The organism is Persicitalea jodogahamensis (genome assembly GCF_014651615.1).
GTDB lineage: Bacteria > Bacteroidota > Bacteroidia > Cytophagales > Spirosomataceae > Persicitalea > Persicitalea jodogahamensis.
Genome location: NZ_BMXF01000001.1, coordinates 2,367,581 through 2,388,811, shown reverse-complemented (window position 1 = coordinate 2,388,811; position 21,231 = coordinate 2,367,581). Strand labels below are relative to the sequence as shown.

Below are 21,231 nucleotides of genomic sequence, written 5' to 3'. Positions count from 1 at the left end.
CAGCTACCCGATGATGCCCCATTCAATTCGCCCCAGCACATCTTCTGCCAGTGAGAAACCCACTACGGTATCCAGTATGCTCAGCGGAGGCTGGGGAGCGGGATCATCGTGAGCAAGGTCGGCCGGGGGATCGGTCGGATTTCGAGAGGGGACAAAACCACCTGCTTTGCGGATGGAGATCGGGCCGGCTTTTTCCTCCTCCGTTGCGCGGTAAGCGAGTTCTTTCAGCGGAGTGCGCAGCCAGAGCCCCAGCGAAGTTGTGTCCCCATCGAATACGGAAAGACCATGCTGGATCAGGCGTTCGAGCAGCAAAAGGCGCTCGCTGCTTGCCTGATTCAGCAACTCATCGGCAGATTTCCCATGCAGCCCCCTCACTGACATATTCAGTATTTTAGCCATTTCGATATTGGTCAATCCCACGATTTCAGCCACTTCATCGGCCCGACGACGTGCCACGCCCTTTCTGGCCTGTCGTATGATATTGACCACGGGATACGGGGCATTGGGCTGGAAAGGAAACGGAGGAACCATAGGTGGCAAGTGTTGACTATACGCAAATATACAAAATACATATGGCAAATTTGCCGGAAAAGATTACTTCACATCCATCCAATCCAGTTGCTCCCATTTTTGCACAAAGTCGTTCTTCTGAGGTTTTCCGGGTGTGCTTCGGCCTTCGTCGATGTACTTTTTCATTAAGCTTTCCAACTCCTTCACTTTTGCCGGATTCTGGGCAAAGAGGTTTTTAACCTCACCCGGATCATTTTCCAAATCGTAAAGTTGGTACTTTGGCAACGCTTCCAGATCCTTTTTGGTATTCGGGAAACTCCAGCCGCCCGATCCCGGCCAGAGAACAAGCTTCCAGTTTTCTTTCCGAATGGCAAAACGCCCGTCGATGGAATGATGGACCGTGGCCTCTCTTATGGGTTGCTTTTTCGGGGCACCCTCCAATAAGTACAAAAAGCTGAAGCTATCCTCGCCCATATTATCTGGGATATCGAAGTTCACGATTTCTGCGGCGGTGGCAAAAAAATCGGTGGTACATAGGGTGGCGGGTACTTTAGTGCCGGATTTGACCTTTTGTGGCCATTTCACAATGAAGGGTACCCGGTGCCCCCCTTCGTAAATATCCGCCTTGTGTCCCCGGTAGATATAGCTTGGATTGTGCGACACGTTCGCCAATTCCTTGAAGTTGGCTTTGGGTGAGCATCCGTTATCGCTGGTGAAGATAATCATGGTGTTTTCACCAATTCCTTTTTGCTTCAGAACAGCTTCGATTCTACCGACCAGATCATCGACCTGCAGTACGAAATCTCCGTAAAAATTGGTGTTGCTTTTACCCAGAAATTCAGACTTTGGCAATATGGGCGTGTGCGGGGCGGGCAAGGCAAAATAAAGGAAGAACGGTTGGCTGCTACTGGCGTTTTCCTCAATAAAAGCAACGGATTTGGCCGTCAAATGATCCAGGACATCGGCATGGGTAAAGTCTGAACCCGTAACCCCCTTCCGCCAGAACCCCTTGTCGTCTACGGATACCGTCGTATCGGTGGGTATGGTGGTCGATCGTCCATTCTCGACGTACACGTATGGGGCCATATCCAGCGAACCCGAAATGCCATAGGTGTAGTCGAAGCCGAGGTCGTTTGGGCCCAATGTCAGAGGTTTGGAGTAATCCACCACCGGATGCACATTCAGATTGTCCAAATCCTTTGCATTGGAGTTGAATTGCCAATCCCAGCCCAGGTGCCACTTGCCTATGAAGGCTGTCTGGTATCCTTTGTCTTTCAACAGCCGGGCCACGGTCGTCCTTTCGGGTTCAATGAGCGACTTGGAAAATCCGCTCAGGACGGACTTTTTGAGTCGGGAACGCCAGTTGTATCGCCCGGTCAGTATCCCGTATCTGGTGGGAGTGCATACCGCCGAACTCGTGTGGGCGTCGGTAAACATCATTCCCTCTTTGCCCAGGCGGTCGATGTGCACAGTGTTTAGTTTCGACTGGGGATTGAAACAGGAAACATCCCCGTAACCCAGGTCATCGGCTAAGATGTAGATGATGTTGGGCGAACCGTTCTTCTGCGAAAATCCACTAAACTGAATCAACGACAGGCACACGGTGATAAAAACATTTTTGGCTTTCATAAAATATCAAAGGCTACTGGAAAGTCAGGAAGAAGGTATTCCCTCCTGCTTCAAGCAAGGGGTAGTTTGTCTGTACTTTGTTACATCCGTTCAACTTATGAAAAAAAATGCGCTGGAAGTGAGTCGTTTTCCCAGCGCATTTTTTATTCGGCGCGTTCGTCCCCCCAATTCGTGACAGAACTACCGGGCCGAAGATCCAACCGTCTTAAATCTGAGAAAAATCGGTTGGCACTAGAAACATGCGGTGAATATTGGAGATGATTTTAGCATTGGCATACTCCGGCATGGCACTGACTTTTTTCCACTCCGGGTCCGCCGAAAAGGTTTTCCAATTGGCGTCATGTTCAGCCATGTCATCGAATGTGAGCATGTACGTCAGGTTAGGGCGCAGGGGGCCAATCAGGGTTTCGCCAAAGAAGACGGGCGTCAGGCCTACCCGCTTGAAAATGGAAATCTCCCCTCCTTCGTTGAACATCTCTATTTTCTTTTTCCCGGCCGCTACACCCGGGCTCTCGTACCGGCGCAGCTCAAAAAGCCGCGGTTTCTTTTCGGGTACTTCCAGCTTAGGCATCATCGCAAACGATTGCAGCAGGGAGCTTTCTACGCGCTCGTAGGCCGGGGTGGCGCCATCAGCCGTCAGGTAGGGTGCACCGGCTTGCTGGTAGGCGGCATCATTGGCCAACTGATCGTTGACTTTAAGGAAGGCATCCATGGAAGCATAGGGAATGACCGTTACCAGCTTGGTGAAGCCGCCCGCCAGATACTCGGTGAATACGCCGATGTTTTTGCTATCCAATTTATTCAGCGCCGGAATAGCCGCCTGCTTGTAATGCTCCTGAACCAGTTTGAGCTGTTGGGCATTTTTGAGGGTGTAAATCCGGAGCTCGTAGAACTCTGAGCCTGCTTTCGGTTGGCTAGCCGTAGATGGGGTACCTGCTGAATGGGTAAGCTGAGCGGCCACCGGAGTGAGCAGGGAAGCTTTGACAAAGTGACGTCTTTTCATAATAAAAATGTACGTGGGATTAATGTCTGTCTAAAAGTGGAAAAGATAAGAAAGGCGGGGCGATACTTACTGATGAGACGAATGAATGGTACTTCCCCCCCAGTCAGCAGCAACCAAAGTACCCCTTCGGACCAGCAGGTAAGCTGATCTCTTTTTCCTAAGTACCTTGCTCTCAGATGACTCAATTCTTCTGATTCCAAAGGGTATAGGGATCATGGTACTTCTGCATTTGCGCCTGGAGCAGGGCCTCCATTTCCTTCAATTTGGCTGAGTACGGGGATTGGCCCGCCAGGTTGGTCTCCATTTTTCCCTGCTTCTGGTGCTCGGCCAGAAATTCGTGCGGATTGGCTTTCAGATTGAATAGCTGCGTTTCGCGCACGGTACCGTCCATGGCATCGTACTTGATCAGCTTCCAGTCGCCTTTCCTGACCGTCCGGATGCCGGGCTTCGTGCCTCCGCTGTACACTCCGTACATTACGTCCCGAATCTGCTGTTTTTGACCAAAAAGCACGGGTTTAAAACTCAGGGCATCGATGGTACCTGGCTGTTCTATGCCCGCCACATCACAGAGAGTCGGCAGCACGTCCATCAGGTAGATATTCCCCGTGACCCGTTTTCCAGGCTTTATTCCCGGTCCTTTGACCAGGAACGGCACGCGCCAGGAGTGCTCGTACAGGTTTTGCTTGCCCATCAGTCCATGCCGGCCCACGGCAATCCCGTGGTCGGCGGTGTAAACTATGTAGGTGTTTTCCAGCTCGCCCATTTCCTCCAATCTTTTAAGCACCTTGCCTATCTGATCGTCAATGTCTTCGCTGCAGGCATACTCACGACCTATTTCGTTCCGAATGCTCCCTTCGTCTCTGTTTTTCCAGACGCCTGAAACCTGCTCTTCGTCGCGCAACTGCGGATGACCGTGGAAAAACGGATGAGCCGGTAAGTAATTGAAAGGCAAGGCCGTTTGTTTGGCATTGACAAAGGGTACCTTTTGAGGATCGGTATGATTCACGGCACCGTATTTTTTCAGCAAACCCTCTTTCCCATTGCGGGGGTCGTGCGGGTGCGAGAACCCAAAGTAGATCAGAAAGGGCGCTGCGTCCTTGCTCTCCTCGCGGCCTTTCAGATAGTCAAGTACCTGCCGGGCGTGCCAGGCGTTGCCATTTTCATCGTTACCGGCCCGGCTGACCGCTTCCTTGTTGACGGTGAATTTTTGGTTGGCCGGCGCGTAGCTGTTGCCGCTTTTGCAGGTGCGCATGGTGGCATAGCCCGCCCGGTTGAAGATCGCGGCCATCGAATTGTCCTCTAAATTCTCCGGTACCAGCGCCCGGTTACCGTTGTTAGGGTTGGTCTGATGCGGTAGCTTCCAGAGCGAGCGTCCGGTCATGAGCATGGTTCGGGAAGCGGTACAGACTGCACCCGTCCAGGCACCCATGTGGTAGGCACCGTCGAAAACCATCCCCTCGGCGGCCAGTCTGCTCAAATTTGGGGTACTTAGCCGGGAGGCAGGATCATACATGTTTAAATCAAAAGGCGACTGGTCGTCGGCCAATATGAATAAGACGTTGGGCCGCTTTTGCTGGGCATAGCTGGTGCTGACGAACACAAGTACCGCCATCAGACAAAGGCAGGCCGGGATTGTACTAAGGTTTCTGAACATGCTATCGGGGTAGTTTAACTTGGAATGTATTTTTCTCGTAGCCATAGACCGTATGGACAGCCACGGTCTGGCCAGCGTATTTTTTTTTGGCTTGTCGGAAGACTGATCAAAATTGACCTCAGCGGGCAGATTTGCCACTTTGATTCGCCCCTTGTAATCACGCCATTGCAGGTTGGACAACTGTCTCGCGCCTTAAACCCACACGTTTTTACCCAGCCCTTGAATAGTTAGCCCTTTGCTGGCCGAAAACCGGCTGTCAAGTACCAGCGTCTTGCTGACGTAATGGGTGCCTTCTAGGAGCCAGATGTTCACCGCTTCTTTCCCAATGAAAGCCGTGCTGGATGTAGTTGCTTTTTCGAGGGAAGCAAAGGGCTGGCTCAGGGTACCCGGATTGGTATTCCTGCCTATGGGGGGTACATAAAAATCCCGGGCAAAACCCTGCAAGGAAACACATACCAGGACTAGTAAACCGTATTTTAGGCTCATTTGGAAATAGTCAGGTGCCTTTTTTGTTAGGAAAAAGGATACCTATACAACAAGACTGCTCTAAGTCAGAATACCCTTAGTTTTATTGCTAGAAAGAGACGTTTAGGGGGTAATCAGTATCTGGTTGTGGTAAAATTCAATAGCCCAGCGCCTTATCAACCGTGGGTAATCCCTCCACTAGGCCATGCTTCTAATAAAAAGCCTGGGGCTTGTAATCTGCTTTACTAAAAGTACCCCTACTTCTCAAAATCAGTCTCCAAAAGTTGCTTTTCGTCAAAAACGCCACTTCCCGGAGGTTTTTGGGCCCGCATCTTTTTGATGTCGTCCAGGGCGATTCCTTTCGGGGATTTGGCAAAGGCATTTTGGGTATACTTGATAATATCGGCAATATCCTGGTCGGAAATAGCACTGTTGTTGACCATACCGGGCATATCGTTGTTCAATTTATACAGTTTCCCATCGACATGGATCGGGCCGCTGATGCCGTGCAGGATGATGGAGGCCAGGCGCTTCATGGAACCGTCGATGTATTCGGAGCCTTTGAGCGGTGGGGCCAGGTCCTGTATCCCTTTTCCGTCGGCACCATGGCAGGCGGCACAAATAGTCCGGTACAATTGCAAGCCTTTGGTGCGGGCATCCACGGTATTGGTTTGCTTCACAAAAATCGGATTCAGTTCCTCCTTCCGATGGTTATCAAGGACCGTTGTCAGCACTCTTTTCAGCTCGTCGCTGGGATTCATCGTTTGAAGGTACTTCTCTTCCTTTCCTTCCAGACTACTCACGATGGCCTCCTGAAATAGGCGTTGCGCATGACGTTTTTGGTCAATAGCAGATAGTGTCGGGAAGAAATCAGCCCCGGATAATCTGACCCACGGACTCAATGACATGGACAAGTACAGGTCAAGCATGGTGTTGTTCCTGGCCAGCAGCTGAGTAGACAAGTTCTTCATGCTCTTTACATTTGGCACCGTCGCAAATCGTCCCAAAAGCCCAAGTGCGTGCGCAATGGTTTCCGGCTGCTCTGATTGGTTGAAGATAGAGGACAATGAACCGTAACTAAGCGAATTCAGGCCATCCAGTGCATAAAGGGCATGAACAGCAGTTAGGTACGCATTGCTGCTTTTGGCCAGGGTGTTCAACTCCTTCACGATGGAAAGGTCTTTCCGCTGGATCAGAATTTGTTGCGCCCGGTCCCGTAGCCAGCCGTTTGGATGGCTTAGCATGGCCATCAATTCCTTACTGGAAGCCTTCGACAGGTCCGGAACGGCGTTGAGTTTGCCGGCTTTGTTTGTAATTTTCAGAATACGTCCGGCGTTCTGCAAGGTATCCAGTTTTTTAAGCCCCAACTGTTCCGTAAGGTACTGCGAGATATAGGCCTTGTGCTGAATGATCCCCCGGTGCATGTCCACGACATACATGGCGCCATCGGGCCCATTGAATAAGTTAACCGGGCGGAAGCCCTCGTCCGTCGAGGCGATAAATTCTTTGCCTTCGGTGGCCTGTTTGGCCGTGATACGTGTTTCGTTGAACGTCAGAACGTTTCGTTTGATCAGGTTGACTTCCGGAGCGCAGGTAAACGCATTTTGATCATAGGAATCCGGGAAAGTACCACCCCTGTACACCAAAGGCCCGCAGGCCGCCGTAACATCAATCAGAAAGCCTTCCTCATCCAGTACCCCTTTCTGGTAGCCCCGGTTGACCGATGTTTGATGAATGGGATAAACCCGGTCACTGGCTATCTTTTGGTTTTCGGAAATGACAGGCTTGAAGTACTTGTTTTGAATCGCTTTGTTGGGCAACACATAGTCGCCTTTCAATTGGGTGGCGTTGCTATTGTAGTATAGCCGCCCAAAATTATCTTTTGTGATGCCCCACTGACCCCGGTACGAAGTGGGCTCTTTCACCCATTTGCCGTTTTTGAGTTGGTACCTGAAATTATAATTGGCGTTGTAGATCCAGTTGTCGATGTTCATCATCAATCCATTGGACGAATGCTCCACATTGCCTCCCTCGGCGTACACCGGATCCACCAGCGTTTTTTTGCCGGGCTTGTCATTCTTTATTTCTACAAACCAAAGCTTAGGTCCATCCACATACAGCAGTCCGCCATAGACATGCGCCAGTCCACGGGGTAGTACGAGTTTGTCCAGAAATACCTTGGAGTGGTCAATCACACCGTCATGGTTTAAATCTTCCAAAATGGAAATCCGGCCGTTGGGTACATCTTCACCAATACCTTCGAGGTTGGGCATATACCCAATCATTTCCACCACCCACATCCTGCCCTTATTATCGAAGTCAAGGCTTACCGGTGCTTTCAGGAAGGGCTCGGCCGCAATTAAACTTAGATCGAAACCCTCTTCTACCTGATAGTCTTTCAGAGAAAATTTAGAGGAATCGGTGGGGGTCAGGCCAAAGCCCATGATAAAAATGGAAACTACGGCCGTTGTATACGCTGCTATTCTGGTTAATCGACTGTTCATTATTCTTTGATTCGTATTTTTTAAGAGGAGGTTATTTTTTGGGGGTTATTTCTAGCAAAGGTTTCTCCACATCCCAATTCGCCGGTACTTCATACACTACCCTTACAACAAAGGGATAGTCGCTTTTGTCCTCAACAAATTGCTTTACTAGTTCGGGTTTTCCCTTTTCGGTACTACTTCTTTTCAGACTCGTACTTATGGCTAAATCCATAGAAGGGAGCTTCCAGTTTTTGTCCGTAAAGTCACCCACCGTAGCCTGTTTTGAATAAACAAATAGTTCAATTGCTTTGGCTGAAGCATCGGCCAGATAAATGCCCATTTGTTTTTGACTCACCTTGACATTGGTTTTTGCATTGCCCGGCACCAACAACCAACCTATACTACCATCGGCGGCTTTCCAATGAATGGTACCCGTCTTGATTTGGTCCCATTTCCTGAGATTACCCCAAAGCCCTCCCATCATCCACTCTTTCTCAATCTGATGTGTCACCTTTTTGAGCGTATCGCCCGTATAGTTGCTCGGTACGATTTTGGAGACATACCGAGGCTTCGTAAAAGACCTGAACTCAGCCAAATCCCCCTTAGGGATCGAAAGCCCCAGGTGAAAAATAGGGGTCAGGTTACTCATTTCGCCATTCTTTCCGCCTTTGATCCCCGGAATAGGCGCAAGGTTCTCGCTATCCAGCGCAACGGCCATCCAAAGCCCGATGATGGCATTGTACTTTTGCATATCCATACCATAGGCCCGAAAATACGGGCCTGCCATATTTCGCAAATTGGCATTGTAGAGCATAGCCGTTTCATGCCAGAGGGCCTTTTCAAGGCTCCTGCCCATGGTCTTCATTTCCTCAGAAAAAGCCATTTCCCGCCACAGGGCTATACCGATGAGTGTAACGCCGTAGTAAGTAGGCGAATTGTACTCGCTGAATGAACCGTTGGATTGCTGCAAATTAAAAATAGCTCTTGCTTTCTTCAACCCGGCATTTTTTAGTGCATCATTTTTGAAACGGCTACCCACATATTCCATCATAAAAGCGCTCATGATCGAAATGTTGCTGTAATAGGGCGTAACATCCCGCTTCATGGCCCCTTTGGCGGCATGCACCAGGCCTGTCTCGATCGCCTCAACCACGTCTTTGGGAAGCGTATTCTTATAGTTGTGATAGATGATAATCAAATCGCAGCCAATGAATTCACGCCAATTCTGGTCTTTACGATCATTGGTGGCATTGGTTTGCCACATGCCGTAGTAGGGACTTTTTTCATCCTGGTACTGGTACTTTAAAAGCCATCTCAGAATGGTGATGGCATTTTCCTTGTCACCGGCCTGATTTCGAAACAAAAGGGCTTCCGCCAGGCGGGTGATGTTCCTGATACTGGCATGATCCGATAATGTTTTTGACAGCTCAGAACCTTTCGGAAAATCCAGGGCGATGACATCTTCGAGCAAAGATTTTTGGTAGGAAGATAGGGTATTGTAGGTATATTTCTTTGAAATCAATTCCTGCTTTTGCGCAAAAGCAGGAATGTTGGAAAAGCCTATCAAAGTAAAAATGAGGAGGTACTTTTTCATAGTATTAATACTACTGAATAAGGGGTATTGAATATGAAGGGACAGGATGGGTTTGTTATACAGTTAGAGTTATGGTACTTCCACCTGTATATAACCCAGGCCACCATACATCGGGAAGGACCGAAAATCAATACAGTCAGGCTCACAAATCAGGCAGTGAACTACCCATGCCCTTTCAATTCGAAACCTATTTTCCCTAAAATCAAGACTGATTTAATTCAGACTACCCCTAATCCTGGTACTTAAAAGAAACCTCCTCGGTAGTCAGTTTCTGGTTGCGGTAAAATTCGAGGACCGCGCGGCCCGTCCGTAGCCACATGAATAGCAGGTAATTTATCTTTTCGGCTTTTGCTTTCAGCTTAGGAGCCGTAGCGCCAAGCTCGTCCATGGGGAAATTATTGAAGCCAAAATTCGATTGATAATGCTTCCATTTTATTGAGCGACGTATCTTTGGCATTTTACAATTTAGCCGCCGGGTTCTTGCTCGGCAGGCGGGCACCGACTTCCTCTCGCCAGGTGTGCAGCAGATCCAGTAGTTCCTTCACTTTTTGGGGCCGGGTAGCCGCCAGGTTGTTCTGTTCTCCCAGGTCATCCCTGAGATCATACAGCTCGACGGGCCGACTTTCCTCGAACCATTCAATAAGCTTCCAGTCGCCCTGCCGGACCGCCGAACCGGGCGAGCTGCCCTGATTGCCATAGTGGGGGTAGTGCCAGAATACTGCCCCCCGATCGAACTTTTTACCTTTGAGCACAGGTACCAGGCTTAGCCCGTCAAGGTGCTGGCCGGGCAGGCCCGGAATTCCGACCATTTCCAGCAGGGTGGGATAAAAGTCGGTGCTGGTGGTGATCTGGTCACTGACCGCACCTGCTTTGGTCACGCCCGGCCAGTGAATGACCATCGGTTCCCGGATCCCGCCCTCATAGAGCCACCCCTTCCCGGCCCGGAGCGGCATGTTGGAGGTAGGCTGTCCTTCCGAAGTCGCCAGCCCGCCGTTGTCAGACATGAACACGACGATGGTGTTTTTATCCAGTCCGTTTTTTTCGAGGGCAGCCAGCACCTTACCCACCGCGCGATCCATGGTTTCCACCAGGGCCGCATACACCGGCAGACTCTGATTCAGCCGGACCTTGTTTTGGCCTTCTTTCCCCCACTGATCGTCCAGTTGGAGCCGCTTCCGTTTCTCGGTGTACTTATCAATCAGTTCCTGGGGAGCGCCCAGCGGATTGTGTACGGCATAAAAAGAGAGGTAGGCCAGGAAGGGCCTGGATTTATTTTGCTCGATGTACGAAATTGTTTCGTCGGCCAGGCGGAGCGTCAGATTCTCGCCCGGCGGGCCGTCGGTCAGGCGGGGATTGTCGTAAGGCGTGAAATAGTGGTTTCCCATGGGCTGGCCTTTCGAGAAACTGCCCTTGTTGACATCGAACCCCTGGTACTCGGGCCAAAATTCCGGCGTTTCGCCCAGGTGCCACTTGCCGGCGAAGAAAGTACCATAGCCATTGCTTTTGAAGGTTTCGGCCAACGTGATTTCTTCCAGGGGCATTTGGGTCAGGAATTCTGCCGGGAGCAGCGGTTTGTTGCGGGTCCAGTGGCGACTCACTTCGGAGGGTTGTGGGGCACCAAAATGGTCGGTCGTTTTGAGGCGGGCGGGGTACTTGCCGGTCAGGATACTGGCACGGGTGGGCGAACAGACCGGACAGGCCGCATAGGCGCTGGTAAACTTCATGCCCCGGGCTGCAAGGGCATCGATGTTGGGGGTTTCGTAAAAGCTGCTGCCGAAGGCACCGATATCCGTCCAGCCCAGGTCGTCGACCAGAAAGAAAACCACGTTAGGCTTCGCAGGCACCCTGTTGTGGGGTCCTTTTGTACAACCCAATAGCAGGAACAAAACAATCCCCCCGGTCGGCATACGGCACCACCTGGGGGCTTTACTCGATGTATATATCATTTTTGAACGGTGCAAAAGGTTTATGGAAACAAGCCTGGCTACTTCATTTCGAAACGAACGAGGTAGGTAACGTTTTTTCTCGCGCGCATGGCAATGCCCCAGCCAGGGGTTTCATTTCTGGTGTGATCTCCCTCCAAATGTGGGCGGTACAATCCGGGAGCCATGGGAATGCCGGTCATTTTGTTTTGAAGCTTAGAGAAGTGGATTCCATCCGCCGCGAAATTGAGGAAACTGTCCAGTGAAGCCAGCGAAGCCACTCCCTGGTTCATGGTCCAAATAAGTACTTCGTGGCTTTTGTCCAGCAAGGGAACCCCGTGCTTCCGGTACGGCCCCTCGGGATTATCGGAAAAGGCTACCCCCATTTTGGTAAGTGCCGGACCTTTGGGACCGTGGGCGATGGAGCGGCCTTTGTAGTAGAGCCAAACTTTTTGATCGCGTACCAAGAGGCTGGCATCATCAATACGGTAGCTGTCGAACGCGGAGGAATCGCGACTGATTTCGAGAATCGGCCCGTCCCCTACCCTCACAAAGGGGCCATCGGGCGTATCTGCCACGCTAAGGCCGAGCGCCGTAACATCGTTAATGGAGTTATTTTCAAATGCCTGTTTTGGATTTCCGGGCGTCGGCTTTACTCCGGTGTAGTACAGGTAGTACCTACCCTCATACACCAGGATATTCGGGGTGAATACGGCATGACTGTCGAATTTGCCCGCTTCTCCACGGCCAAGCGCCATGCCTCGCTCTGTCCAGGTGAACCCTTCGTCATCTGAGGTGGCGTACCAGATCGCCCCCCAGTAGCCCGCCGTGACCGGGACATTCATTCTCGTGTACCACACGTAGTACCTGTTGCCGACCTTGATAATGTCGCTGTTGTCGCGCCGGTTGTATAGGCTATCCAGTCCAATGCCTGTAATTGCCTGGTAGGAAAATTTAACCGAATCAGAGGCCATCACCGATTTGCCCGTGGTTTTTACCGGCTTGTAGGAAATCATTGTGCTGGCCAAGGTCATTGCCAGGCCCCACCAACAGTGTATGCTGTTCATCTTTCAAATTTGTTCATTGGTGGCTTCCGGTTCTCTCCCCAAAAGGAAAGTAGCATGGGTCCCTGGCGGCTGGCTAAGGATTCGCCTCCTTCCAGCCTTTGCGCTTGGCCTGATAAAAGGCCAGAATCTCCGCCCAGAGGGACTGTTCCACTTCGGGCTGGGTACCCAGCAGGTTGGTGTATTCGCGGTACTGCGCTTCGGTATCGTAGAGGGCCACGGGCTTTTGCTCGGTGGCCAGCATTTTCCATTTGCCGCGCTGGGCCGCCAGCGAACCCACGGGCAACGGCCGCCCCCCCAGCCCCTGGTAGCCCGTTTTCTCGGTTATGTCCATTTGCCAAAGCATCGTCTTGCGGGCCACATCGCGTGCCCCCTGCCATTGGGGCCACAGACTTTGGCCGTCGCAAAGTGACTTGTCGTAGGGGATTCGCAGCGCTTCGCAAAGCGTAGGCAGCAGGTCGGTGTAGTGGGTCTGCTGGAAGCTGTACGACTGGGCCGGGATCTTCCCCGCCCAGGAAACGAAAAAGGGTACGCGGATGCCACCGTCGTGCAGATCGGTTTTATGTCCCTGAAAAGGGCCCGGAGAAAGCTGAGTTGCCGCCCCGTTATCGGAGCCAAAGATAATGATCGTGTTTTCCCGCAGTCCGTTCTTGTCGAGGTATTCCAGCAACCGCCCGACTTGCGTATCCAGGTGCTTGATCATGGAGCGCACATACAGCTGATCGCTCGTGGCGCCGCGCTTTGCAAACTCTTCCACGAAGGGTTCAATGGGCTCATAAGGCGTATGGGGCGTATCGAACCAGAGGTTGACGAAAAAGGGCTTTTGGTCTTTCCGGCTTTTTTGCATGAAGGCCAGAGCCTCATCCACCTTGATCGTCTCCCAGTTGCCTGCCTGCGGTGGGACGCGACGGTCATTGCGCACCATCGTGGTACCTCCCTCGCGGTAGAGCAACCGGTTGCTGATCAAATCCTTGCGCACGATCGGATCCTCGATATTGCACAGGTAATGGTCGAACCCATGCTCGTGGGGGCCGGGATTGGCGGGTTTTCCGGCGGCTCGTGCTTCGAAGTCCTGGATACGGATGCCGCCAAGATGCCACTTGCCGATATGGGCGGTTTGGTAGCCCTGCGCTTTCAGGAGTTTCGGAATGGACTGCTCCTGAACGGGCAGGTACTCCTCATTATCGGTGAAAGCCCATTGAATATCGTAACGCAGCGGGAAGCGACCCGTGAAAATACTGGCTCTTGAAGGAGTACATACCGCCGAACCCGCGTAGCAGTGCCCCATTTTCATGCCCCAGCCCGCGAGTTTATCCAGGTTGGGCGTATGATTGACCGGGCTTCCGTAGGCCGATAAGTCGCCGTACCCCATGTCATCGGTAAGGATGAACAATACGTTAGGACGATCGTGGGGAGCATTCTTTCCTGGCCCCTCAGTGGAAGCCCCGCCTGCACACACCCCCAGCACAGTGAGAAAACTCAAAAGAACACTTTGCAAAGCCAACGCTGGTATGGAACGGTAAGAAGATTCATTATGCTTTGTGCTCATGGTTCCTTTTTTCATAGTAGTTCTCTTATGATGCTGTCAGGCCTCACTATCTGAAATTGGCCTATACCGATACAGAGGCATTCATTCTCCCAATGTCCTAAGGCGATTTTAACTAATGACGAAAAAAAGAGAAATAGCTTCTCTTCGCATTGGGTCAATCCCCTTTTCCTTTTCTTTCTTTACCAAAACCTGTGCTTTTATCGAAATAGTCCGGGCCACCTTTTGTCGCTCAAACGGGCCATCGCTGATATCGTAAAGTTCGATTTTTTCCTTTTCTGATCGGACAAAAGCTTCCATCTGCCCGCTCTTACTGCAATGGTCACCCAATTGGCGGGACGTGTGATCCCATCTTCATTCTCAGAAAGAAGCTTTCCTCTTCCAAGGATTCCTGTTGAAAACAGCTGCAAAAGCACTCGCTGTCGCCTCTGACCGGTGGAAGAGAAGAGAATGATTTTGTAGGCTGACTTTAAGAGAAATGGCACTCTGATAAAAAAAAGTAGAAATTAATTTAGGGGTTTTGCTTCAAAAGAGAACCTTATGCAGAAAACCGGATAGTAGACTCATGCGCGAATCGAATCTGACTGACGAAGAATTGGTGCACTTACTGAAAAAAAGCAACCCGAATGCCTATGAGGCAATCTATAAAAGATATTGGCGCTACCTGTACGGATTCGTGTTTCAGCAATTGGGCACGAAAGAAGATGCCGAAGAAATCGTGCACGATTTGATGCTGAGCATTTGGCAGAACCGACAAACGGTCTGCATTCAGAATCTCAAGGTGTATTTATTTATTGCCGCCAGAAACCTTACCAATAAGTCCATCAAGGCGCGGATTAACCTCCGCAAATATCAGGAACACGTGCTGTTGCACGAGGTATTCGACAATTTTCAGACTAATGAAATACCAAGCCCCCACAGTCTTTCGCAGGCGGTGGAAAAGGTATTGACCCAAATGCCCGAGAAGACTGCCCGGATTTTCAGAATGAGTAAAATGGATGAGTTGCCGGTCAAAACCATCGCCTCAAAAATGGATCTATCCGAAAAGGCGGTGGAGTACCACATTACCAAATCTTTAAAATTGCTTCGGCATCAGCTGCAAAATTTTCACTCCGATAACTGACCGCAGTACCTATGACCGTACAAGAATTCGACAAGCTGACCGAAAGGTATCTGTTGGGAGAATGTTCGCCCGAAGAAATAGCGCTGCTGACAAACTGGGCTGACCAAGCCCACAGTCAAAGTACCGAGACAGGTGATTTTTTGGATACCTCGGAAGCAGATGATACTGAAAAAAGAATATGGAACCGACTGGGATCCGAAATTTCAAACCCAATCCAGCGGGTATTCAGGAAAATACAAATCCTACCCATTTGGGCACGGGCCGCCGCCGCGGCAGCCTGCGTCATTATAATGACTGTTTTTGCCTTTGAATTTTCGAGGGTACCCGAAGTAGCCCAAACACCCTCACAACACGGGATCGAAACCAGGAATACGGCCAATTCAAAACAGAAAATATACCTGGCCGATGGCAGTTCCGTCATACTCGAGAAAAACGCCAGTATTGTAGTGGATGAAAATTTCGGACATAAAACGCGGACGGTCTTTCTGACCGGCGGGGCCTTTTTCGACATCCATCGCAATGAGAAAGTACCCTTTCTGGTGCATTCCGGGGGCATTGTCACCGAGGTACTCGGCACTAGTTTTCATATCAAACCGTCATCCAATGGCAAATCCATTGAGGTGTCGGTAAAAAAGGGGAAGGTATCCGTCTACACCACACAGACCCGCCAAAGCAATGGACTTGACGGGGTTATCCTCACGCCCAATCAAAAGGCGTCATTCGACACGAAACTACATACCATCCGCACGGGTATCGTAGACTCTCCCCAAATTCTGGTCGCGCCCACGCCCGGTTCAGGATTCATTTTTCAGGAAGAGTCCATAGGAAAAATCATTGATCACATCCGCGAGGCATATGGTGTGGAGATCGTCCTGTCAGGATCGGGACTGCGGCACTGCCGCTTTACGGGTGACCTGACCGGTCTGCCCATGTACACGCAGCTGAAGTTCATTTGTGAATCGGTGGGTGCCAAACTGGAAACCCGCGGCACGACCATCTTCATTCTCGGCGAAAGCTGCCTGTGAGTTTCTTTCAGCACTACATACCTAAACCCCTACATACTACGACATGAAAAACGATCATTTCTTCCCCCCTTGAATCAATGCGCCATGCACCGATCGAGGTACTCTCAAAAAGCGGCCTATTGAAGGGTAAATCATAAACCAGGCTATTACCTAAACCAACCCAAAAACATGCTTAAAAATCTACAGGTGCCAAACCTAATTTGGCTGACACTAAAAATATCCCTTCAGCAGATAGTACTCGGCTTCCTGCTGTGTGGATTCTCCTTTGCCCATAAGAGCTCCGGACAGGATCTGCTCAGTAAGACGGTTTCACTCGACGTGGAGAACGCTGAGTTCAAGAAAGTGCTTACGCTTATTGAAAAACAGGCCGAGGTACATTTCCTGTACAGTTCAAGCGCGATCGGAGTCGACCACAAAGTCACCTTGAAAGTGACCAACAAAAAACTGGAATGGGTACTTGATGAATTGCTCCGTCCGCTTTCCATTACCTATGTAGTATCGGAAAACCGCATCCTGCTCAAGAATCAAAAAAAAGAAACCGGCACCCTGACTTCTCCAACTGAACCTACCCTGGCGAAAGTGGTGGATCGAACTATAACCGGCAAAGTCAGCGGCGAGGAAGGGGAAGGTCTGCCGGGAGTGAGCATTCTGGAGAAAGGTACTCAAAAGGGTACAACGACCGATCAGGACGGAAACTACCGGCTTTCCGTAGCCGATGATCAGGCCGTACTTGTATTCAGCTTTGTGGGGTACCTGGCCCAGGAAATCCCCGTAGGAAACCAAACTACCTTGAATGTCACGCTGGCTACCGACACAAAAGCCCTGAACGAAGTGGTGGTGGTAGGGTATGGCACTCAGAAGAAAAGCGATGTGACGGGTGCCGTCGGTTCGGTCAAAATGGATCAGGAAATCAACAGCCGCCCCGTAGTAGAAGTGGGTCAGGCTTTGTACGGCAAAATTCCCGGTGTCCAGGTGCTGGCCAGCAACGGGCGTCCGGGTACCTCCTCCTCCATCCAGATTCGGGGCATCAATTCGGTTTCGGCGAGCAGCAGTCCGCTCATTGTCGTCGATGGCATGCCCCTACCTACCTACGATATGAATATCCTGAATAGCACCGATGTCGAGTCAATCGAGATTTTGAAGGATGCCTCATCGGCTGCCATCTACGGGTCGCGGGGCGCCAACGGGGTCATACTAATCACCACCAAAAGCGGGAAAGAAGGCAAGACAAAATTCAACCTGAACTATACTTACGGCGTCCAGAGAGCGATTGACAAAATCGATGTCATGAACTCCGCCGAGTACGCACAGGCCTCCATCGATGCGGCACAGAACGGCTGGATTGAATCCGGCGGAGATCCCAACGCCCCCAACACCATCGAGGCCCGCAAACAGTACAAGTACACCTGGCCGACCCAGTTTGATACGCCGGGTCAGTTGATCGAGACGGACTGGCAGGATGAGATATTCAGAACTTCCCCCATGCAAAAAATAGACCTCAACGCCAGCGGAGGCAACGCCAAATCCAACTTCACCGTATCGGGTGGGTATGTCAACCAACAGGGAATCGTTCTTACCTCCGCGTACCAGAAATACACATTCAGCGTGAAAGCCGTCACCAAGGTACGGGACTGGCTGGAAGTAGGGGGTACCATGAGCCTGAGCTATGACAAGGAAAATGAGCCTTTTAACCGGATTGTGGAATGGGCCGTGCAGTACCCCTCAGTTTTCCCCGTTTTCGGCACCAACGGGTACCTCGGCGGCCCGGCCACGACGCCAGGCTTCGAAAAGTATGATGCCATTCTGTTCCGGCCCAAAAACGGGCACCCCCTGTACCGGATCAATGACGACATCCAGCACAAGCGCTTCAACGCCCTGGGCAACGTGCACACGGCAATTGATATTTTACCCGGCCTGCGCTTCCGCACCGCGCTGAATTTTTATTACAGAAGGGTGGATGACAGCGATTATTTCGCCGTCGACCCCAACATGGGCCCTACCTACTACAACGAAGGTTCCATGACCGTCGGTCAGGACCGAATCCTCAACTATACTTCCCAGAACCTGCTGACCTACGATAAAAGCTTTGGGGATCATACACTCTCCGTGCTGGGCGGGATGGAGTACAACAACAATGACTACTACTCGACGACCCAGCAGAGAAGAGGGTACGACAATGACCTGATCCACGCCCTAAGTGCCGGCCGCACCGTGTTTCAGGCCACGGACGACATCAGCAAGAGTGTCCTGATTTCCTACTTCTCGCGGGTCAACTACAACTTCAAGGGAAAGTACCTGCTCTCGACCAGCATCCGGCGCGACGGTTCTTCCCGCTTTGGCCCTAACAATAAGTGGGGCGTTTTCCCTTCCATTTCGGGTGGCTGGATTGTTTCCGATGAAGCGTTTATGAAAAGCCGGATCATCAATAACCTGAAACTACGGGCCAGTTACGGATTCACCGGCAACGACCGGTTCGCTGATTATCGCTGGGTAGGTACCATGGCTCAGGGACGCATCAGTCGGGGCAACAGCCTGTCTACCACCTACTATCCGGGCAGTATCACCAACCCTGATCTGGAATGGGAACGGACGCAGCAGATGAACCTGGGCTTCGACCTCGGGCTGTTAAACAACCGTATCACCCTGGAAGCCGATTACTACATCTCCAAGTCCGACGGCCTGTTGCTGGATGTACCCGTTCCAACGGTATCCGGGTTTACGAGCGTATTCAAGAATATCGGCAAGCTTCAGAACAAGGGCCTTGAACTCAACCTGACAACCCACAACCTGTCGGGTCGCCGACTGTCCTGGTCCACGCAATTCAACTACTCCCACAATCGCAACAAGATACTGGCTTTGGGAGTGAGTGATGCGCCTATGATCCTGCAGTCGGGCTCCGGAATGGAGACGATCAACAAAATCGGAGAGCCCATATTCAGCTTCTACGGGTTCAAGTACCTTGGGGTGTATAAGAATCAGGCCGAGATTGACAGCGACCCGTCCCATTACGCTTCGGCTACCCCGGGTGATGGCCGCTACGCCGACATCAACGGCGACGGCGTGCTGAATGCCGACGACCGGACGATCATCGGCAAAAACACACCCGATTTTATCTGGGGAATTACCAATAACCTGAAATACGGAGGTTTCGATTTCAGCTTTCTGGTGCAGGGGGTACAGGGCAACGACGTGTATGACAACAACATCCTCCGTTCCATGCTGTATCACGAAGGAAGAAATTACGCGGGTGCGATGGTAAACCGATGGCGGTCGGAGGCAGAGCCCGGGGATGGCTACCATTACAAGCTGACCGTCAACCTGGATGGATACGAAAAAACGGCATCCAGCTATTGGATCGTGGACGGTTCCTATTTCCGGTTGAAGAGCATCACCGCAGGCTACACCTTCACACCAGCCATACTTTCCAAGTTAAGGCTTCAATCCCTGCGGGTTTATGCCAACGGGTTGAACCTGCTGACGAAGAAAAACAGTCTGCTTTTCGATCCTGAAAATTTCAACGGAGGTGGGGCAGACCGACGCGGCATATCTCACTCGCCCTACCCCACTTCCAAGATAATTACATTCGGTATTAACATCGGTTTCTAAAATAACTCCCATACAGTGATGAAAACCAATCAATCATACAGCTTATACATCCTGATTTTCCTAGCTCTGGTTTCCTGCAATCAGGATCAGCTGGATCTTTATCCCGAAACCAAGCTCACTCAGGGGAATTTTTACAAGAATGAAAGTCAACTCGTCCAGGCCGTGGACGATGTCTACCGCCAGCTCAACCGGGTGTACGATGCCCGGGGTATCGTAGACCTCTACGGTGAACTATACTCCGACAATACCTACATTGAGTTCACTGGAGGCGCAACCACTTTTGAAGAAGATATTATCGGATATCGGATTCAAACCAACAACGGAAGAATCCAGACGGCCTGGGAAACCTGCTACAACGCGCTCTTCATTTGCAATAACATCATCGAACAATTGCAGAAAACGGAAGTGGCATTCAGCAAACCCGAGATGAAGAACCGACTGATTGCCGAAGCCACCTTCGTCCGTTCGCTTATTTTCTTCAACATGGTTCGGGTATGGGGCGATATCCCGATGCCATTGAAAGTGGTGACGGCAGACGAAAGCTACGACTACGTACGGGAGAGCGAAGCAAAGATCTATCAGCAGCTTATCAAGGATCTTACGGAGAGCAAAAACAATCTTCCTGCTTCTTACACGGGCAGCGACATCGGACGCGCCACCAAGTACGCCGCCGCTGCTGTGCTGTCCAAGGTGTACCTCACGCAAGGCGATAAAGCCAACGCCGGGAAGGAACTCAAAGAGATCATTGACAGCAACGTGTACTCGTTGGATGCCAATCGGGACGGAAAAGTGAACAAGGATGACTATGTTTTTCTGTTTCAGCCCGCAACCAAGAACTCAAAATCCTCGATTCTGGAATTACAGTTTCTGGCGGGGCAAAATGTCGTGAACAGTACCTACCAGCAGATATATGCTCCCTACCATTGGGCCTTTCACCTGCCGGGCATCAATGAAACTTTCCGGGGCGAGGGGATGAATACGCCGACGGCCGACCTGATCAATGAATTTGAGGCAGCGGATTCCACCCGAAAGAATATAACGGTGTACCCGGGTTACGTGAATCTGGAAACCAAGCAGTTCATCAACTATCCATTTACCATGAAATTCTTCGACCCCAACTGGCGCTATGCCGGCCAGAACGTAGAAATCATTCGGTACGCGGATGTCCTGCTCATGTATTCGGAAGTAACGGGCGATCCCGCTTACCTCAATCAGGTACGGGCGCGCGTGGGCTTACCGGGCTACGGTACGTCGGGGTACCCCGCGAAATACAATACCCTGGCCTTAGCCATTGAACACGAGCGCAGGATGGAACTGAGTTTCGAATTCCACCGCTTTTTCGACCTGGTGCGAACCGGCCGAGCGGTAGAAGTGATGAAAGCCAAGGGGTTCAACATTACGGAGAAAAAACTTCATTTCCCGATTCCCCAAAACGCGATCGACGTCAATCCCAAGCTGACGCAAAACGACTATAACTAGGATGCTCGTGCGATGCCGGGGTATTGCTAAAAGCGTACGTTGATTCAGGTAGATGCTGAAAGCAGCCACCTGCAATCAACCTGGCTCTTCATGTTTTTTCAAGTAGTTCAGAATGCCCGACAACTTTA

General features: G+C 51.1%; 15 protein-coding genes. 4 read left to right on the top strand and 11 right to left on the bottom strand.

The genetic code is table 11. The features are described 5' to 3' along the window. Positions 1 to 3: 3 nt before the first annotated feature. The 11 genes from IE117_RS09860 to IE117_RS09810 form a co-directional block, all read right to left on the bottom strand. The gene (locus IE117_RS09860) at positions 4 to 531 is read right to left on the bottom strand and encodes an antitoxin Xre-like helix-turn-helix domain-containing protein (RefSeq protein ID WP_189564107.1); all 528 of its coding nucleotides are present in this window, start codon (positions 529 to 531) and stop codon (positions 4 to 6) included. A gap of 63 nt (positions 532 to 594) precedes the next feature. After that, entirely contained in the window at positions 595 to 2,139 is a 1,545-nt protein-coding gene (locus IE117_RS09855; protein ID WP_189564106.1) for a sulfatase family protein, read from the bottom strand. Between the two features lie 205 nt (positions 2,140 to 2,344). After that, the gene (locus IE117_RS09850) at positions 2,345 to 3,142 is read right to left on the bottom strand and encodes an NIPSNAP family protein (RefSeq protein WP_189564105.1); all 798 of its coding nucleotides are present in this window, start codon (positions 3,140 to 3,142) and stop codon (positions 2,345 to 2,347) included. A gap of 181 nt (positions 3,143 to 3,323) precedes the next feature. Beyond that, entirely contained in the window at positions 3,324 to 4,796 is a 1,473-nt protein-coding gene (locus IE117_RS09845; RefSeq protein ID WP_229580591.1) for a sulfatase family protein, read from the bottom strand. A 192-nt stretch (positions 4,797 to 4,988) separates the two neighbouring features. Next, a complete protein-coding gene (locus IE117_RS09840; protein WP_189564104.1) occupies positions 4,989 to 5,282 on the bottom strand; it encodes a hypothetical protein in 294 nt (97 codons plus the stop codon). Positions 5,283 to 5,518: 236 nt separating this feature from the next. Next, positions 5,519 to 7,765 carry a DUF7133 domain-containing protein gene (locus IE117_RS09835; RefSeq protein ID WP_189564103.1) on the bottom strand — a complete coding sequence of 749 codons (2,247 nt, stop codon included), beginning with the start codon at positions 7,763 to 7,765 and terminating at the stop codon, positions 5,519 to 5,521. A gap of 31 nt (positions 7,766 to 7,796) precedes the next feature. Next, entirely contained in the window at positions 7,797 to 9,338 is a 1,542-nt protein-coding gene (locus tag IE117_RS09830) for a DUF8769 domain-containing protein (protein WP_189564102.1), read from the bottom strand. Between the two features lie 229 nt (positions 9,339 to 9,567). Next, a complete protein-coding gene (locus IE117_RS09825) occupies positions 9,568 to 9,795 on the bottom strand; it encodes a hypothetical protein (protein ID WP_189564101.1) in 228 nt (75 codons plus the stop codon). A 1-nt stretch (position 9,796) separates the two neighbouring features. Further along, complete coding sequence (locus IE117_RS09820) at positions 9,797 to 11,182, bottom strand: sulfatase (RefSeq protein ID WP_229580590.1); 1,386 nt, start codon at positions 11,180 to 11,182, stop codon at positions 9,797 to 9,799. Positions 11,183 to 11,322: 140 nt separating this feature from the next. After that, positions 11,323 to 12,327 carry a family 43 glycosylhydrolase gene (locus IE117_RS09815; RefSeq protein ID WP_189564099.1) on the bottom strand — a complete coding sequence of 335 codons (1,005 nt, stop codon included), beginning with the start codon at positions 12,325 to 12,327 and terminating at the stop codon, positions 11,323 to 11,325. A 73-nt stretch (positions 12,328 to 12,400) separates the two neighbouring features. Further along, positions 12,401 to 13,888 carry a sulfatase family protein gene (locus IE117_RS09810; RefSeq protein ID WP_189564098.1) on the bottom strand — a complete coding sequence of 496 codons (1,488 nt, stop codon included), beginning with the start codon at positions 13,886 to 13,888 and terminating at the stop codon, positions 12,401 to 12,403. Positions 13,889 to 14,435: 547 nt separating this feature from the next. On the opposite strand from IE117_RS09810, the gene IE117_RS09805 reads away from it, so the two are divergent. From IE117_RS09805 to IE117_RS09790, 4 genes are all read left to right on the top strand, one after another. Further along, entirely contained in the window at positions 14,436 to 14,993 is a 558-nt protein-coding gene (locus tag IE117_RS09805; RefSeq protein WP_189564097.1) for a sigma-70 family RNA polymerase sigma factor, read from the top strand. Positions 14,994 to 15,004: 11 nt separating this feature from the next. Continuing rightward, positions 15,005 to 16,018 carry a FecR family protein gene (locus IE117_RS09800; protein ID WP_189564096.1) on the top strand — a complete coding sequence of 338 codons (1,014 nt, stop codon included), beginning with the start codon at positions 15,005 to 15,007 and terminating at the stop codon, positions 16,016 to 16,018. A gap of 168 nt (positions 16,019 to 16,186) precedes the next feature. Next, positions 16,187 to 19,624, top strand: a complete 3,438-nt coding sequence (locus IE117_RS09795; RefSeq protein WP_189564095.1) for a TonB-dependent receptor — start codon at positions 16,187 to 16,189, stop codon at positions 19,622 to 19,624. A gap of 18 nt (positions 19,625 to 19,642) precedes the next feature. Continuing rightward, positions 19,643 to 21,103 (top strand): RagB/SusD family nutrient uptake outer membrane protein, encoded by a 1,461-nt coding sequence (locus IE117_RS09790; RefSeq protein ID WP_189564094.1) that lies wholly within the window; start codon positions 19,643 to 19,645, stop codon positions 21,101 to 21,103. The last annotated feature ends 128 nt before the right edge of the window (positions 21,104 to 21,231 follow it).